This window comes from Mesorhizobium sp. ZC-5 (assembly GCF_025753855.1).
In the GTDB taxonomy this organism is placed as follows: Bacteria; Pseudomonadota; Alphaproteobacteria; order Rhizobiales; family Rhizobiaceae; genus Neomesorhizobium.
In genome coordinates this window covers 316,112-333,186 of the sequence record NZ_JAOWPT010000004.1, presented here as the reverse complement: position 1 = coordinate 333,186, position 17,075 = coordinate 316,112, and the positions used below count along the sequence as shown (strand labels likewise).

Genomic DNA, 17,075 nt, shown 5'->3' with positions numbered 1-17,075 from the left:
ACGCCGTAGAAATCCCTTCACGACAGAAATCATGCCTATCGTAGCGGAATTCAAATTAAATTTCGCTCATGTTTGGAATGCGATGGCGATCGAATGAGGGAGAAACGCATGAAAGGCCGAACTTATGCCGTCTACGATGTCTTCACCGACAAGGTCCTGACGGGCAATCCGCTGGCCGTCGTCTTCGATACCGATGGGCTCGACGCGGCCGCCATGCAGGCCATTGCCCGCGAGTTCAACCTGTCGGAAACGGTGTTCGTGCTGCCGCCTGGAAACCCAGCGCACCGGGCCAATATCCGCATTTTCACGCCGGGCAACGAACTGCCGTTCGCCGGCCACCCGACGGTCGGCGCCGCGATCGCCCTGACCGAGCGGGATGGCGACGGAGCGGCTGAAACCGGCATCTTCGTGCTCGAGGAAAAGGTCGGCGCGGTACGCTGCGCCATAACCCATGGCAAGGGCGGCGCCTTCGCCGAGTTCGACCTGCCGCGGCTGGCGCAGCCGGTCGGTTTCCCGGCACTGCCCGAAGCCGTGGCAGCAGCGCTTGGGCTCGAACCGCAGGACATCGGCTTCGAGAACCATGTCGTCGGCGCTTGGTCGGCCGGCGTTCCATACGCCACCGTGCCGGTGCGCGGGCTGGCGGAAGCCGCCAAGGTGCGCATGAACACCGATCTCTGGCTCGAACTGACGCCGGTGATCGGAGGCATCATCACATCGCCCTACGTCTATTGCCGCGAGACGGTGAACCATGGTTCGTCATTCCACGCGCGCATGTTCGGGCCTTACGACGGCATTATCGAGGATCCGGCCACGGGATCGGCGGTGGCCGCGCTCACCGGCGCGATCATGAAATTCGACCGGCCGGTCGATGGACCGTCGCAATTCTGGATCGAACAAGGCATCGAGATGGGCCGGCCGTCGTCGATCCGGCTGGAAATCGACGTAACTGGAGGCGCAATGACGGCGGCGCGCATCGGCGGCCTCGCCAGGAAGGTGGCTGAAGGCACGCTGTTTGCGTGAAGTTTTTCTTTTATTAGATTGAAATACCAGCGGAAAGTTTTGGTGGGTGCGACAGGGATCGAACCTGTGACCCGCTGATTAAGAGTCAGCTGCTCTACCAACTGAGCTACGCACCCACACGCCGCGGAAGTGGCGGATGGCGCGCATATACCCACACCGTTCCAGCCTGTCCAGCCCCTCGGCCGCGCATTCGGTCGCAGGGACAGGGATAACGCGCTTTTCTTCGGGTCCGCATTTTTCCGCAGCGGTTGCAACTCACCCGATTTGCCGGCTTGCGGCGTGCTGGCATGGGAGGTTTCGCTGCGTGACGGCAACGACGGTTCACCATTGCCGCCAGGCGTGGAACCCCGTTCCCTCAAATCCAGGAAAAATGGAACTGCCGCGTGTGTGATCGGCTTCGCGCCTGCGGTAGGTTCCGCACTCGTCCGGCGTGCTGTCAAGCTCCGGGCTAAGGCAATGCCGCTTCGCCTCCATCGGCCAGGGAAAATGTTTCGATGAATACCGTGCTGGCCGGAAATCCTCCGGCCCCGTCAATCCTGAGCAGGACCGCAATTGCGGCGGGTGGCGAGAACCGTGCCGAGTTTGCTGCGGCCGGCGCTTCGGCTAAAAATGACCGCATGAGTGTCCCCGCAAATGCAATGGTCTCGTTCGAGGCAGTTTCGAAACGATTCCCCGCCAATCGCTCGAGCGCGGAAGTCGTGGCGCTCGACGCCATCGAGCTCGATGTCCCGCGAGGCTCCGTCACCGGCATCATCGGCCGGTCGGGCGCCGGCAAGTCGACGCTGATCCGGCTGGTCAACGGGCTGGAAAAGCCGAGTTCGGGCCGCGTCATCGTCGATGGCGTGGATGTCGCGGCACTCGGTGAGGACAGATTGCGTGATGTGCGCCGCTCGATCGGCATGGTGTTCCAGCATTTCAATCTTCTGTCCTCGCGCACCGCCTACCAGAACATAGCCTTGCCGCTGGAGATCGCCGGCGTCGACCGACGTGTCATCGAGGCGCGGGTGACGCCGCTGCTCGGGCTGGTCGGGCTCACCGACAAGCGCGACCGTTATCCGTCCGAGCTTTCGGGTGGCCAGAAACAGCGTGTCGGCATCGCCCGGGCCCTGGCAACGCAGCCGAAGCTGCTTCTGTCCGATGAAGCGACGTCGGCGCTCGATCCGGAAACAACGCGGTCGATCCTTGCGCTGCTCAAGCAGATCAACACCGAACTCGGGCTTACAGTGCTTCTGATCACGCATGAGATGGAGGTGGTGAAGACCGTTGCCGACCAGGTCGCCGTCATCGACCGCGGCGCAATCGTCGAGCGCGGCACCACGTTCGACATATTGAGCGCGCCGAAGCACGAGACGACGCGGGCGCTGCTTGCCGGACTGCCGAGCCTCCGGCTGCCCGCCTTCCTCGCCGAACAGTTGCGGCCGGAGCCGAGCGCCGGCAGCCGCGCGGTCCTGCGCATCAGCTTCGCCGGCGACAGCGCGACACAGCCGATCCTGTCGCGGCTGGGGCAGGTGACCGGCGTCGAGGTCAATATCCTGGCCGGCGCCATCGACGAGATCGGCGGGCGGCCATTCGGCTCGCTGGTGGTTTCCATCGCCGGGGAATCAAAAACGCTGGCCAAGGCCGAAAAGCATCTGGCGGGGCAGGGGTTGCAAACGGAGGTGCTCGGCCATGTCGCCTGAGATTTTCAAGCTTCTCCTGCAGTCCACCGGCCAGACGCTTTACATGGTGGCGATTGCCGGGCTCATCGGCTCGCTGGTCGGCGTGCCGCTCGGCGTCTTCCTGGCCACCAGCGGCCGTGGCGAGCTTTACGCGGCGCCTGCCGCCAACAAGGTACTCGGCGCTATCGTCAATGCCACCCGCTCGACGCCGTTCATCATTCTTGTCGTTGCGATCATCCCCTTCACGCGGCTGGTCGCAGGCACCTCGATCGGTACAAGCGCTGCGATCGTGCCGCTGACGGTGGCGACGGTGCCGTTCGTGGCGCGGCTGGTCGAGGCGGCAATCCGCGAGGTCGATCCCGGACTGATCGAGGCGGCGCGCGCGATGGGCGCCAGCCCGCTGCAGATCGTCACCAAGGTGCTGCTCGCCGAGGCGCGGCCCGGCATCACGCTGGCGCTGACGCTGACCGTCGTCAGCCTGATCGGCTACTCGGCGATGGTTGGAGCGGTCGGCGGCGGCGGGCTCGGCGATCTCGGCATTCGCTACGGCTACCAGCGCTTCATGCCGGACGTCATGGCCGCCGTGGTGATTGTGCTGATCGTGCTGGTGCAGGCGGTGCAGAGCGCCGGCGACATGCTGGCGCGGCGTTTCGACAAGCGCTCACGCCCGCGCTGATTTTATCCTCCCAGGAAGAAACGGAGACTACCCATGCTGAAGAAAACACTCATCGCCGCAGGGCTGGCGGTGCTGCTCGGTGCGAGCGCCGCGGCGGCGGAGACCATCAAGATCGGAGCGACGCCCGGACCGCACGCGCAGATCCTCGAAAAGGTGAAGGAGATCGCGGCAACCAAGGGGCTCGACATCGAGATCCTGGAGTTTTCGGACTATGTCGTGCCGAACCAGGCGCTGAACGACGGCGAACTCAACGCCAATTCGTTCCAGCACAAGCCCTATCTCGACAACCAGATCGCCGACCGCAAATACGACATCGTTGATGTCGGCTATACCGTGAATTTCCCGATGGGCATCTATTCGAAGAAGGTGAAGAGCGTCGATGAGCTGCCGGACGGCGCTACCATCGGCATTCCCAACGATCCGACCAATGGCGGCCGCGCGCTGCTCATCTTTGCCGACAAGGGCTTCATCAAGCTCGACGAAGCCAAGGGGCTGAAAGTCGGCCCGGCCGATGTCACCGAAAACAAGAAGAACTTCAAATTCGTCGAACTGGATGCCGCGCAGCTGCCGCGCTCGCTGGACGATGTCGACGCCTCGGCCGTCAACGGCAATTACGCCGTGGAAGCCGGCCTTCAACCGACCGATGCGATCCTGACGGAAGGCGCCAAGGCACCTTATGTCAACCTGATCGCGGTGAAGACGGCGGACAAGGATGCGCCGTGGGTGAAGACGCTGGTCGAATCCTACCACACGCCGGAAGTGAAGGCGTTTGTCGACGAGACATTCAAGGGCGCCGTCGTCACCAGCTGGTAATTTTTGCCCTTGGGGCGTGGAATTGGAGAGCGCGGGAGCCTGGCTTCCGCGTTTTTTGTTTGGGGATGCATACCGGCGGCTGTAATTTTTGAGCGCTCGCGCCGCCCCTCATCCCCCCGCCGGGACCTTCTCCCCGTAAGGACGGGGAGAAGACGGCTGGCCGCGACGCCGGCGCCCCCTCTCCCCGTTCTTACGGGGAGAGGGTAAGGGTGAGGGGCGGCGCTAGCGGTCGAAAGTTACGACCCGCTGGTCTCAGGCGCCGAGCGCCTGCGCCAGGTCGGCGATCAGGTCGTCGGCGTCCTCGATGCCGCATGACAGCCTGACCAGCGAATCGGAGATGCCGATCTCGGCGCGCTTCTCGGCCGGGATAGAGCCGTGCGTCATCAGGGCAGGGTGCTCAATCAGGCTTTCGACGCCGCCTAGGCTCTCGGCCAGCGTGAACAGCTGCGTATGCTCGAGAAAGCGCTTGGTGGCGGCGAGGTCGCGGTCGAGTTCGACGGTGATCATGCCGCCGAAGTGAAACATCTGCACCTTGGCGATGGCATGCTGCGGGTGGCTCGGCAGGCCGGGATAGACGACGCGGCGCACATCCGGCCGGGCCTCCAGCCATTCGGCGATCTTCGCGCCATTGGCGGAGTGGCGCTCCATGCGCAGCGCCAAGGTCTTGATGCCACGCAGGGCCAGAAAACTGTCGAACGGGCCGGAGATCGCGCCGACGGCATTCTGCAGGAACTTCATGCGATCCTTGAGATCGGCGTTGTCGCCGACGATGACCGAGCCGCCGACCATGTCGGAATGGCCGTTCAGATATTTGGTGGTCGAGTGGACGACGATGTCGATGCCGAGTTCCAGCGGCCGCTGCAGATAGGGGCTGCAGAACGTGTTGTCGGCGACCGAAATCAGATTCTTGCGCTTGGCGAGCGCGGCGACGCCTTCGAGGTCGACAATGCGCAAAAGCGGATTGGTCGGCGTTTCCACCCACAGCATCTTCGTTTCGGGGCGGATCGCTGCCTCGACCGCGGCCAAGTCGGTGAAATCGACGAAACTCACCGAAAACCCCGCCGAGCGCTTGCGGACACGTTCCAGCAGCCGAAACGTGCCGCCATAGATGTCGTCGGTGGCGACGATATGGGCGCCGGCGTCGAGCAGTTCGAACACGGTGGCGATGCCGGCAAGGCCGGAGGCGAAGGCAAAGCCGGCGCTGCCGCTTTCCAGATCGGCGATGGCGCGCTCGAAGGCCATGCGGGTCGGGTTCTGGCTGCGCGCGTATTCAAAACCCTTGTGCACGCCGGGGCTCTGCTGCGCATAGGTCGAGGTCGCATAGATCGGCACCATCACCGCGCCGGTGGTCGGGTCGTGGTTCTGCCCGCCGTGAATGGTGCGCGTCGAGAAGGCGAGGCGGTTCTTGCGGTGTTCCGTCATTTGCTGCGTCTCAGATGGTTGATGAGGTCGATGCGGGTGATGAGGCCGACAAACTCGTCCTTGTCGAAGACTATGGCAACCTCGTTGCGTTCGAAAACCGGCAGCAGCGCCTCAAGCGTCTGCGTCGCCTGGAGCGTGTGCAGGTCGGAGGCCATCGCGGTTTTGACCGGGGCGCCGAAACGGTCCCAGCGGCTGTCGTAAGGACCGTCGACGACCGACAGGATGTCGCTTTCGTCGACGATGCCGACCAGTTTGCCATCTTCAAGCACCGGCAATTGCGAAACGTCGCCGCGGCGCATGCGGCCATAGGCGGTGAGCAGCGTGTCGTCGGGGCCGACGAACACGGTGCCGCCCTCGCGGTGCGAACGGGCGACGAGGTCGCGCAGATCGCCGTGATGCTCGACCTCCGACAGGCCCTGTTCGGCCAGCCAGAAATCGTCGAATACTTTCGACAAATATTTGTTGCCGCTATCGCAGACGAAGGTGACGACGCGCTTGGCCGTCTTCTGCTCGCGGCAGTAGCGAAGTGCCGCGGCAAGCAGCGTGCCGGACGAAGAGCCGGCAAGGATACCCTCGCGCGACAGGAGATCACGCACCGCCAGCATGCTCTGCTTGTCGGGGATCGAATAGGCTTTGCCTACCAATGACAGGTCGGCGTTGGGCGGCACGAAATCCTCGCCGATGCCCTCGACCGTCCAGCTGCCGGCTTCCACCGTCTTGCCGGTCTTGATCAGCGGCGCCAGTACCGAGCCGACCGGGTCGGCGAGCACCATTTCCGTCCTCGGCGAGTTTTTCCGGAAGAACCGCCCGAGGCCGGTCAGCGTGCCGCCCGAGCCGACGCCGACGACCACGGCGTCGATATCCTGGCCGAGCTGCTCCCAGATCTCCGGTCCGGTGGTGGTTTCGTGAGCCAGCGGGTTGGCGGGGTTGGCGAACTGGTTGACATAGAAGGCGCCGGGTATTTCGGCGGCCAGCTTTTCCGCCATGTCCTGGTAGTACTCGGCGTGACCCTTGCCGACGTCCGAGCGGGTGAGCCGTACCTCTGCGCCGAGCGCGCGCAGGTGCTGGATCTTTTCGCGGCTCATCTTGTCGGGCACGACCAGGATGATGCGGTAGCCCTTCGGGATGCCGACCTGGGCGAGGCCGAGACCGGTGTTGCCGGCGGTCGCCTCGACGATGGTGCCGCCGGGCGAGAGGCGCCCGTAACGCTCGGCATCGGCGATCATCGACAGCGCGATGCGATCCTTGATCGAGCCGCCGGGGTTCTGGCTCTCCAGCTTGATGAACAGCCGGCATTTGCCGGTGTCGAATTTGGTGAGCTCGACGATTGGCGTTTCGCCGATCAGGTCGAGGACCGAAGAATAGGGTGCGCGCAAACGGGTCATGTCGGCGTTTTCTCCAATCTTTTCTCGCGGTTCGCGGCGTCTCTCCGGACACTATCACAGGCGATTTCCGGCCGCTGCCTCGGCATCTCCCGGTTGGCCAGATTCTCGGCGGCATCAGCCTTTTCGGTAGAATTTTGCCTTTCTAGCCATGCAATCAAGACAGCAAAGACAGGTTGGACCAACAATTTGCATTTCGTTGGAAATTCATTCCCACGGCGGATTTGCAATGGGCATGGTGCCGCCTGTCAGCAGAATGGCGAACCGGCCATTGCCCGAATGAGAGGACGGGCTAAGTTAGGGGTTGAGCGGCCGCATGGCCCTTGAGAGCGATTTTTTGCGCCGGTCGCGGCGAATATGAAACCGGATGCCCCGACAGGACATTCCCCTCATGGTCAAACGGCATCCTCAGTCTCAAGCAAAGGAAATCCCGCCATGTCCCTGAAAAAGAAGCTTGCCGGTGCCGTGCTGGCACTCGGCCTGACCGCCGGCGCCGCCAATGCGCAGGTCGTCGTCTCCTCGAAGATCGACACCGAGGGCGGCGTGCTCGGCAACATCATCCTATCGGTGCTGAACGCCAACGGCATTCCCACCACCGACCGCATCCAGCTCGGCGGCACGCCGGTGGTGCGCAAGGCGATCACCGCCGGCGAGATCGACATCTATCCCGAATACACCGGTAACGCTGCGTTCTTCTTCGAGAAGGCAGACGACCCGGTGTGGAAGGATGCCGCCAAAGCCTATGAAACCGCGAAAAAGCTCGACTACGACGCCAACAAGATCGTCTGGCTGTCGCCGTCGCCCGCCAACAACACCTGGGCGATCGCGCTGCGCAAGGATGTCGCCGAGACCAACAAGCTGGCAACGCTTTCCGACTTCGGCAAATATGTCGCCGGCGGCGGGGAGGTGATCCTCGCGGCTTCTTCGGAATTCGTGAATTCGGCGGCGGCTCTGCCAGCCTTCCAGACGACCTACGGCTTTACGCTGAAGCCGGAGCAGCTGATCACGCTGTCGGGTGGCGATACGGCGGCGACGATCGCGGCGGCCGCCAACCAGACCAACGGCGCCAATGCCGCGATGGTCTACGGCACCGACGGCGGCATCGCGCCGTCCGGCCTCGTGGTGCTGGAGGACGACAAGGGCGTGCAGCCGGTCTACCAGCCGGCGCCGATCATCCGCGAGGCGGTGCTGAAGGAAAACCCGAAGATCGAGGAACTGCTGAAGCCGGTGTTCGAAAAACTCGACCTCGTCACGCTGCAGGATCTCAACGGCCGCGTGCAGGTCGGCGGCGAACCGGCCAAGGCTGTGGCCGAGGACTTTTTGAAGAAGAACGGGTTCCTGAAGTAGGCGGCCGCGTTGATCCCGGTAAAAGACAAGGTGGGTGCTCTACGGCGCCCCCCTCTGTCCTGCCAGACATCTCGCCCACACGCGAAGGAATGGGACGCATCTCGTGAATGCGAGACGATCCAATGAATCTCCGCCTCGACAAGCTCGGCGTCGTCATCGCCCTGATCGTCGCTTACGGAGCATTGCTGGCGCCGTTCGCGACCTTCCGCGCCAACCGCATCGTGCCCGGCGAAGCACGGAGCATTCTTGAGGCACTGCCTGGCTGGGCGGGCATCCTGCTTTTCACGATCCTCGGCATCGCCGGCCTCGCAGCCTTGTTGAAGACACCGGCACTCATCCGTCTTGGCGCGGCGGTTGCCGCGCTGGTAACGCTGGCGGTGCTGATCGGCGTTGCGGCGCTTTTTTTGACGCCGGAAGGCAACACCTATGCCCGTGTGTCGCCGGCCTCCGGTTTCTGGCTGTTGCTCTTCGCCTTCGCGCTGCTCGCCGCCGATGCGCTGACCCGCCTGCAACTGACGCCGCTGGCGCGTATCGGCGCGCTGGCGATCGTGGCCGTCGCAATCTGGCTGTTGCTGTTCCTCGGCGGTTGGGACGGGCTGTCGATCCTCAAGGAATATGCCAACCGCGCCGACAGTTTCTGGGCAGAGGCCGGCAAGCATGTGACGCTGGCGCTGGGTTCGCTTGCAGCAGCCGTCATCGTCGGCATTCCACTCGGTATTCTCTGCCACCGCGTCGACAACTTGCGCGATGCGGTGCTCAATGTCCTGAACATCGTCCAGACCATCCCGTCGATCGCGCTGTTCGGCCTGCTCATTGCGCCGCTTGGCTGGATCGCCGTCAACGTGCCGGGAGCCGCGGCAGTCGGCATCCGGGGCATCGGCACCGCGCCTGCCTTCGTGGCGCTGTTTCTCTATTCGCTGCTGCCCGTCGTCGCCAACACGGTGGTCGGGCTGGCAGGCGTTCCCCGCGCCGCCAACGACGCAGCGCGCGGCATGGGTATGACCGATACCCAGCGCCTCTTCCAGGTCGAGTTTCCGCTGGCCTTCCCGGTGATCCTCACCGGCATCCGCATCGTGCTGGTGCAGAACATCGGCCTCGCCACGATCGCCGCGCTGATCGGGGGCGGTGGTTTCGGCGTCTTCGTCTTCCAGGGCATCGGCCAGACGGCGATGGACCTGGTGCTGCTTGGCGCCGTGCCGACGGTAGCGCTGGCCTTCGCGGCGGCCGTCGTGCTTGACGCCATTATCGAACTCACCCAGACCAACAAGGGCCGGGCCGCATGATCGAGATCGAAAACCTCACCAAGCGTTATGGCGAGACTGCGGTGGTCGACGATGTGTCGCTGGTGATCGAGCCGCGCACCGTTGCGGCAATCGTCGGCACCTCCGGCTCCGGCAAGACGACGCTGCTCCGGATGATCAACCGGCTGGTCGAGCCGACCTCCGGGACGATCAAGCTCGACGGCGTCGACAACCGCTCGCTGCCCGGCCACCAGCTTCGCCGCAGCATCGGCTATGCGATCCAAGGGCATGGCCTGTTTCCGCACCGCACCGTTGCCGAGAATATTGCCACCGTGCCGACGTTGCTCGGCTGGGACAAGGCGCGGATTTCCGCACGGGTCGACGAGCTTCTGACGCTGTTCCAGCTCGACCCTGGCGATTTCGGGCCACGCTATCCGCATGAATTGTCGGGTGGCCAGCAGCAGCGCGTCGGCGTGGCGCGGGCGCTTGCCGCGGAACCCAATGTGCTCCTGATGGACGAACCGTTCGGCGCGCTCGACCCGATCATCCGCGCCAAGGCGCAGGACGACCTGCTGGCGATCCAGAAACGTTTCGGCACCACCATCATCCTGGTCACGCACGACATGGAAGAGGCAATCCACCTCGGCCACAAGATAGCTGTCATGGATGCCGGCAGGCTGGTGCAATACGCGCCGCCGGCCGAAATCCTGGCGAAGCCGGCGACGGAATTCGTGGAAACGCTGATCGGCACCGGCGAGCGGCCGTTCAAGCTGCTGTCGCTTGGAGCAGTCGGCGACGCGGTCGAACCGGGCAAGGCGGAAGGCGAGGCGATCCCTGCGACCGCGACGCAGCGCGACGCGCTGGCGGAACTGTTGTGGTCGGGTCGTCCGGCGCTGCCGGTGAAAGGCGATGACGGCGCCAGCTTGGGCAAGGTGACGGTCAAAGGGCTGGTCAAGCGGGCAGAGAGGCCGGCATGAGCCTGTCGATCCCGACGCTGCTCCGGCTGGCGGCCCTCATCCTTCTGGTGGTCTTCATCGTCGAGCCGCAATGGTTCGAGCCGCTGTTCAAGCCGCTGACCGAGAACAACGCGCCGGCGATCTACAATCAGGGCAGCCTGCTGTCGCTGACCTTGCTGCACCTGCGCACCGTTGCCATCGCGACGATCGCGGCGATCGTCGTCGCGGTGGCGCTGGCGATCCTGGTCACGCGGCCATTCGGCGCCGAGTTTTTGCCGTTGTCGCGCAGCCTGGTGAACATCGGCCAGACCTTTCCGCCGGTCGCGGTGCTGGCGCTGGCCGTGCCGGCGGTCGGTTTTGGCGAGAAGCCGACGCTGATCGCGCTTTTTCTCTATGGGCTGCTGCCGATCTTCGAAAATTCGCTGACCGGGCTGACGACGCTGCCGCAGCCGGTGGTCGAGGCGGCGAAGGGCGTCGGCATGACCAGCTGGCAGCGGCTGACCCGGGTCGAGCTGCCGCTGGCGCTGCCGGTCATCCTCGCCGGCATCCGGCTTTCCGTGGTGATCAGCCTTGCCACCGCGACAATCGGCTCGACGGTTGCGGCCAAGACCTTGGGCGAAGTGATCATTGCCGGCCTGCTCTCCAACAATCTCGCCTTTGTGCTGCAGGGCGGCCTGATCGTCGCGGTTCTGGCGGTGCTGATCTACGACGCGTTCAGCGCGCTCGAACGCTTGGCGGCGCGGCGGACCGGGCGACTGGCCGGATAAAGGTGCGCAAGACGTGGAACAGGTTCACCCCGATTTGCGCCCATTTCCGCTTCAAAAAGCAGGCCGAAAAGTTTTTTGGAAAAAAATGATTTTTTGTGGAACCTTCTCCGGGGCTGCGCATTTATGCATCCGACGGCCGGCGATCCCCCCACCCACCCCCATGCCTGCCGTCTCAATTCAAAGCCGGCCGCAAGGTCGGCTTTTTCTTTGACCGGCCGACGGAACCGGCCTTCCGAAAGGGCGTTACGCAAGGGTTGCGGCATGCGATCCGATGCCGCGGATCAAGGAATGCATCGATGGCTCCACGTCCCGCCTGGAAAGGCTACCTCAAGCTTTCGCTTGTCACCTGTGCCGTCGAACTCTCCAATGCCGTCAGCGAAAGCGAAAAAATCTCCTTCCGCGTCATCAATCGGAAAACCGGCAACACCGTTCGCCGGCAATATGTGGACGCGGATAGCGGCAAGCCCATCGACGAGAAGAACGAGGTCAAGGGATACGAGACCGGCGGCGACAAGTTCGTGCTGATCGAAGAGGACGAAATCGAGGCGGTGCAGATCGAGTCCTCCCACACGCTCAACCTCGAGCGGTTCGTGGAAAAAGCCGACATAGACAAGATCTACCTGGACACGCCCTATTACCTGACGCCGGCCGACGAAGTCTCGGAGGAAGCGTTCGCGGTGATCCGGCAGGCGCTGGCGGACAAGAAGATGGCCGGGCTGGCGCGCATCGTCCTGTGGCGGCGCGAGCGTCCCGTCGTCATCGAGCCGTTCGAAAAGGGCATGCTGCTCACCACCTTGCGCTACGACAAGACAGTGCGTCAGCCGGACGACGTTTTCGGCGATATCGGCGAGCCGAAGCTCGACAAGAAGATGATCGACCTGGCGACCCGCCTCGTCGACAAGAAGGATGCGAAATTCGATCCGTCGAAATTCGAGGACAAGTACGAGGCGGCGCTGATGGAACTGGTGCGTTCCAAGAAGGCGGGCCGCAAGGCGCCGAAGCCAAAGAAAAGCCCCAGCGAGACCAAGCCGTCCAATGTGGTCAATCTTTTCGACGCGCTGAAGAAGAGCCTGGGTTCGGAGAAGGATGGAGGCGGCGAAGGAGCGTCGAGGGATGGGCGCAAACCTTCAAAGTCGAAGGCCAAGGCCCGAACCTCCCGAACCGCGAAGAAGAGCACCGCAAAACGCGAAACATCGAAGAAGCGGAAATCCGCCTGAGGGCGGCAGCAATGGCCGATCTCGAACAATACAACGCCAAACGGGACTTCAAAGTTACCAGCGAGCCGTCTGGAAAGGGCAAGGCGAAGCGGAAATCCGCCGGCGGCATCTTTGTCGTTCACAAGCATGATGCGACGCGCCTCCACTACGATCTCCGCCTCGAACATGGCGGCGTCCTTTGGAGTTGGGCGGTGACGCGCGGCCCGAGTCTCGACCCTTCGGAGAAGCGGCTTGCCGTGCATGTCGAGGACCATCCCTTCGATTACCGTTCGTTCGAAGGCAATATCCCGAAGGGGCAGTATGGCGGCGGCGCGGTCATCGTCTGGGACGACGGGACCTGGGAACCGGAAGGCGATCCGGCGGCCGGGATGAAGAAAGGCCATCTGCGGTTCGAGCTGAAAGGCAACAAGCTGAACGGCACCTGGCATCTGGTCCGCCTGAAGCGGCGACCCAAGGAAAAGCGCGACAACTGGCTGCTGATCAAGTCCGATGACGAGTTTGCCCGCCGCAAGGGCGATATTCTCGAGGAAGCGCCGGAATCGGTGAAGTCCGGCCTGACGATCGAGGATGTCGCCGAAGGGCGGACGATGCAGCGACGCGCCAAGCCGGCTGCCAAATCGAAATCAAAGCCGGCCAAAGGGGCGGCAAAGAAGCGGTCGAAGGCGGCGACAATGCCGGATTTCATCCCGCCATGTCTGGCGCGGTTGCAGGACAGGCCGCCTGCCGGTGACGAATGGCTGCACGAGGTGAAGTTCGACGGTTACCGCATGCAGGCGCATGTCGCGGGCGGCGAGGTAAAGCTCTTTACACGCACCGGGCTCGACTGGACGCACAAGTTCGGCAAGGCGATCCCGGACTTGCTTGCCGGGCTCGATCTCGACGCTGCCATAATCGATGGCGAGGTCGTTGTGCTTGGAGACAACGGCGTCTCGGCGTTTTCCGAGTTGCAACTGGCACTGTCTGAGAAGCGCCCCGAGCGCATGATCTTCTATGTCTTCGATCTGCTTCATCTCGACGGCGCCGACCTTACCCCGGCGCCGCTGGCCGAACGCAAGGAGCGGCTTCGCGATCTCCTGAAAGACCGCGACGAAGAAGGCGCGGTCCGTTTCAGCGAGCATTTTTCCGAACCGGGCAAAGTCATGCTGGCCCATGCCTGCCGCATGGGGCTGGAGGGCATCGTCTCCAAGCGTGCCGACGCACCCTACAGCAGCGGCCGTGGTCATGACTGGATCAAGTCCAAATGCACGCTGCGGCAGGAGTTCGTGATCGCAGGCTACGTACCTTCGCAAGCAGCGGGCAGGGGGCTTCGTTCGCTCGTCATTGGCTACCATGAAGACGGCGCGCTGAAATCGACGGGGCGTGTCGGCACCGGTTTTGCCGGCAACGCGACCAATGATCTCAAGAAGAAGCTCGATGCCATCCGCACGAAAACCTCGGCTTTCGATGGTGCCGTGGCCAGGGAAAAGGGCGTGGTGTGGGTCAAGCCGGAACTTGTCGCCGAAATCGAGTTCCGTTCCTGGACAAGGGGCGGTAGCATCCGTCACGCTTCATTCCAGGGCTTGCGCGAAGACAAGCCGGCAGAGGAGGTCGTCGTGGAAAAGCCGGAGCCGGCGAAGAAATCGAAGGCGGGGCAGGGAAAGCCGGACGGGAGCGGCAAGGCTTCGGCGGCTGCGCGGCCCGAAACCTCGGTCGAGCTGTCCAGCCCCGACAAGAAGCTGTGGCCCGATGAGGGGATAACCAAGCAGGATCTGCTCGACCATTATGCCGCGGTATGGCCGCGCATGAAGCAGTATGTCGTCGATAGGCCGCTGGCGCTGGTGCGCGCGCCGGACGGCGTCAAGGGTCAGCGCTTCTTCCAGAAGCACGCCATGCCCGGCATGCACAAATCAATCCTCAAGTCTCACGATCCGGAGGACAATGAGGAGATATTGTTCGTCCGCGATTTCGACGGGATCGCCGCGCTCGTACAGCTCGGCGTCGTCGAAATCCACATCTGGGGCTCGACGGTCGACAAGATCGCTACACCGGACCAGATCGTCTTCGATCTCGACCCTGACGAAGGCCTGGGGGTCGGGGATGTGCGCGCCGCCACGCTCGATGTAAAGCAGCGGCTCGACGATCTCGAACTGCCGAATTTTTTGAAGACGTCCGGCGGCAAGGGTTTCCACGTCGTGGTGCCGCTGAAGCCGAAGGCCGACTGGGCGACGGTAAAAACGTTCGCGCATGATTTCGCGCGCGCCATGGAACAGACCAATCCGGAACGCTATACGGCGACGCTGTCGAAGAAAGCGCGCCAGGGCCGTATCTTCATCGACTACCTCCGCAACGGCCGCGGCTCGACTACGGTGGTTGCCTACTCAAGCCGAGCCAAGGCAGGCGCTACCGTTTCGATGCCGGTGCCATGGGAGGCGCTGGACAAGCTGTCGCCTGGAGAATTCAAGCTCGGCGACAAGGTCTTCGCGAAGGAGCTGGCGAAGGACGATCCATGGAAGGATTACGAGAAGAGCCGCAAGCTTCTGGCCTTGAACGGCCGCTGACCTGTCGGATATCGATGAAATGAAAAAAGCCGGGCACCGCCCGGCTTTTTGATCTGCTTCTCCGCTCAGGCGGCTTCGACCGGAATGGAAATGCGGCTGAGACGGCGCACCTCCTCGTCGTTGAGCAGACCGCCGGCGCGCAGCAGGCCGGCGAAGCGGCCATTGCTGACGGCCAGTTCGTTAAAGGCGCCCGACTCGATGATGTGGCCGTTATCCATGAAGATGACCCGGTCCGCGTCGCGCACCGTGGTCAGGCGGTGAGCGATGATGAAGGTGGTGCGGCCCTGGCGAAGCCGGTCGATGGCTTCCTTGACGCGCGCCTCGGTCTCGACGTCCAGCGCGCTGGTCGCTTCGTCGAGTACCAGGATCGGCGCGTCTTTAAGGACGGCACGGGCGATGGCGATACGCTGGCGCTCGCCGCCGGACAACTGGCCGCCGCGCTCGCCGACTATGGTGTCGTAACCCTCGCTCTTCGAGAGGATGAAGTCCTGCGCGGCAGCAGCCTCGGCGGCGGCGTGAACTTCATGATAGCTCGCGCTCTCGCAGCCGACGCGGATGTTGTCCTCGATGCTGCGGTTGAACAGGCCGGCATCCTGAAAAACGCTGGCAATCGACTGGCGCAACGATTTGCGGCTCACCTTACGGGTGTCGATGCCGTCGATGAGAATGCGTCCTTCATCGGGATCGTAGACACGCTGCAGCAGATTGATCAGCGTCGTCTTGCCCGCGCCGGTCGGGCCGACGATGGCGATCGTCTCGCCGGCCTGTACCTCGAACGAGACGTCGTGGACGCCCTGGCCGCAGTTCGGGAATGTAAATTCGACATTCTCGAAGCGGATATGGCCGGTGACCTTCGGCAATTCGCGCTGGCCTTCAGGCTCGCTGCGCATGGCGGAAGCATCCTGCAGTTCATAGAAATCGACGAGCTTGGCGCGCGCCTCGAACACCTGATTGACGAAGGTAGCGATCTGGTCGAGCCGGCTGATCAGCAGCGTGGCGAATCCGGTGAACATGACGATGTCGCCGATGCGCAGCTGGCCGTAGGTCACCAGAAGCGCGCCGATGAACAGGACGATCATCATCGAGATGGTGGAGGCAAGGCGTCGCAGCGTATCGGCAAGCGCCCACCAGTCGAGGACCGGATTCTGCGCCTTGATCAACTGGCTGGTGTAATCCTTGAGCGCGGCAGTCTCGTGAGCTATGCGGTTATAGCTCTGCAGAACCGAGACGTTGCCGATGGTGTCGCTCACATGGGCGAACACGCGATGATGGTGCTGCTCGACGGAAGCCTGGCCGTCCTTGGTCTTGCGCATCACCACGCGGTTGATGGCAACGTAAGCCACGCCGAGGCACAGCAGTACCGCCGACATGCGCAAGTCGACGACCAGGGCGGTCGGTATCATCAGCATGAGTGTGACCGCGGTGGTCAGATGCTGGCGCATGAAATCGAGCCAGAGGGAGAACAAGGCGTCGACGGCCCTGATCAGCGTGTGCAGGGTGCGCGAGGTGCCATGTTCGTGGTGCCATGAGAGCGGCATGGAAATGGTGCGCTCGAATGACTGCGTCAGCACGTCAACGCGTAAGGCATGAGCGAGCCGATCGGCGCCACGCGTCACGAGCACGAAGGCAACAATGTTGAATGCCCCCAGGCCAGCCCAGAGGGTCAGCGTCGGCAGGACATCACGCTTCTCAGCGATCGCATCGATGATCCGGCCAAACAGTATGGGCTCGGCGATGACTACCATCGCGAGCACAATATTGGCCGCGCAAATGAACAAAACGCGCCTCGGTGCTGCCGAGAGATGACCGAGCGCTCTCAAGTAGATTTGAAACAAAGACACTATGCTACCCCGCGGGGACTAATTTGTGCAGTGCGATGGCGTGACAGGTACCGTTTGACGAACGACATTACAATGCTTCGGGGTGACGCAGGTTCCTTCGTTTTGGACAACAATATGCAGGATTGGTAATTTGATGTGATCGCGTAACGAACTGACAAATAAGGAAAAATGGCTACACTGGGGCGAAAGAAAGGCCCT

13 protein-coding genes and 1 tRNA gene are annotated in these 17,075 nt (G+C 63.0%); 10 read left to right on the top strand and 4 right to left on the bottom strand.

The window, feature by feature from the left end:
• The first annotated feature begins 108 nt into the window (after nt 1-108).
• Nucleotides 109-1,020, top strand: coding sequence for a PhzF family phenazine biosynthesis protein (locus OHD58_RS13735; RefSeq protein ID WP_263803925.1), 912 nt, complete (start codon nt 109-111; stop codon nt 1,018-1,020).
• A gap of 40 nt (nt 1,021-1,060) precedes the next feature.
• Here OHD58_RS13735 and OHD58_RS13730 read toward each other — a convergent pair.
• Nucleotides 1,061-1,136, bottom strand: a tRNA-Lys gene (locus tag OHD58_RS13730).
• A gap of 501 nt (nt 1,137-1,637) precedes the next feature.
• Between OHD58_RS13730 and OHD58_RS13725 the strand changes: the two genes are divergently transcribed.
• From OHD58_RS13725 to OHD58_RS13715, 3 genes are read left to right on the top strand one after another with little or no spacing between them, the layout of a single operon-like run.
• The gene (locus tag OHD58_RS13725; protein ID WP_412177219.1) at nt 1,638-2,699 is read left to right on the top strand and encodes a methionine ABC transporter ATP-binding protein; all 1,062 of its coding nucleotides are present in this window, start codon (nt 1,638-1,640) and stop codon (nt 2,697-2,699) included.
• The gene (locus OHD58_RS13720) at nt 2,689-3,354 is read left to right on the top strand and encodes a methionine ABC transporter permease (protein WP_263803924.1); all 666 of its coding nucleotides are present in this window, start codon (nt 2,689-2,691) and stop codon (nt 3,352-3,354) included. The genes OHD58_RS13725 and OHD58_RS13720 overlap by 11 nt, the downstream gene beginning before the upstream one ends.
• A 36-nt stretch (nt 3,355-3,390) precedes the next feature.
• On the top strand, nt 3,391-4,167 hold the full coding sequence (locus tag OHD58_RS13715; RefSeq protein ID WP_263804226.1) for a MetQ/NlpA family ABC transporter substrate-binding protein: 777 nt from the start codon (nt 3,391-3,393) through the stop codon (nt 4,165-4,167).
• Between the two features lie 252 nt (nt 4,168-4,419).
• Here the strand turns inward: OHD58_RS13715 and OHD58_RS13710 are convergent, their stop codons facing one another.
• Entirely contained in the window at nt 4,420-5,589 is a 1,170-nt protein-coding gene (locus tag OHD58_RS13710) for a cystathionine gamma-synthase (RefSeq protein ID WP_263803922.1), read from the bottom strand.
• A complete protein-coding gene (locus OHD58_RS13705) occupies nt 5,586-6,974 on the bottom strand; it encodes a pyridoxal-phosphate dependent enzyme (RefSeq protein ID WP_263803921.1) in 1,389 nt (462 codons plus the stop codon). Before OHD58_RS13705 ends, OHD58_RS13710 begins: the two co-directional genes overlap by 4 nt.
• A 432-nt stretch (nt 6,975-7,406) precedes the next feature.
• Between OHD58_RS13705 and OHD58_RS13700 the strand changes: the two genes are divergently transcribed.
• From OHD58_RS13700 to ligD, 6 genes are all read left to right on the top strand, one after another.
• Nucleotides 7,407-8,318, top strand: coding sequence for an ABC transporter substrate-binding protein (locus OHD58_RS13700; protein ID WP_263803920.1), 912 nt, complete (start codon nt 7,407-7,409; stop codon nt 8,316-8,318).
• Nucleotides 8,319-8,440: 122 nt separating this feature from the next.
• Nucleotides 8,441-9,601, top strand: coding sequence for an ABC transporter permease (locus OHD58_RS13695; RefSeq protein WP_263803919.1), 1,161 nt, complete (start codon nt 8,441-8,443; stop codon nt 9,599-9,601).
• Nucleotides 9,598-10,536 carry an ABC transporter ATP-binding protein gene (locus OHD58_RS13690; RefSeq protein WP_263803918.1) on the top strand — a complete coding sequence of 313 codons (939 nt, stop codon included), beginning with the start codon at nt 9,598-9,600 and terminating at the stop codon, nt 10,534-10,536. Before OHD58_RS13695 ends, OHD58_RS13690 begins: the two co-directional genes overlap by 4 nt.
• The gene (locus OHD58_RS13685) at nt 10,533-11,282 is read left to right on the top strand and encodes an ABC transporter permease (RefSeq protein WP_263803917.1); all 750 of its coding nucleotides are present in this window, start codon (nt 10,533-10,535) and stop codon (nt 11,280-11,282) included. The genes OHD58_RS13690 and OHD58_RS13685 overlap by 4 nt, the downstream gene beginning before the upstream one ends.
• A 296-nt stretch (nt 11,283-11,578) precedes the next feature.
• On the top strand, nt 11,579-12,499 hold the full coding sequence (locus tag OHD58_RS13680) for a Ku protein (RefSeq protein ID WP_263803915.1): 921 nt from the start codon (nt 11,579-11,581) through the stop codon (nt 12,497-12,499).
• Between the two features lie 11 nt (nt 12,500-12,510).
• Complete coding sequence (ligD, locus tag OHD58_RS13675) at nt 12,511-15,036, top strand: DNA ligase D (protein WP_263803913.1); 2,526 nt, start codon at nt 12,511-12,513, stop codon at nt 15,034-15,036.
• Nucleotides 15,037-15,101: 65 nt separating this feature from the next.
• Here ligD and OHD58_RS13670 read toward each other — a convergent pair whose 3' ends face one another.
• Nucleotides 15,102-16,877: a glucan ABC transporter ATP-binding protein/ permease gene (locus tag OHD58_RS13670; protein WP_263803912.1), complete on the bottom strand. Its 1,776-nt coding sequence runs from the start codon at nt 16,875-16,877 to the stop codon at nt 15,102-15,104.
• Nucleotides 16,878-17,075 lie beyond the last annotated feature (198 nt).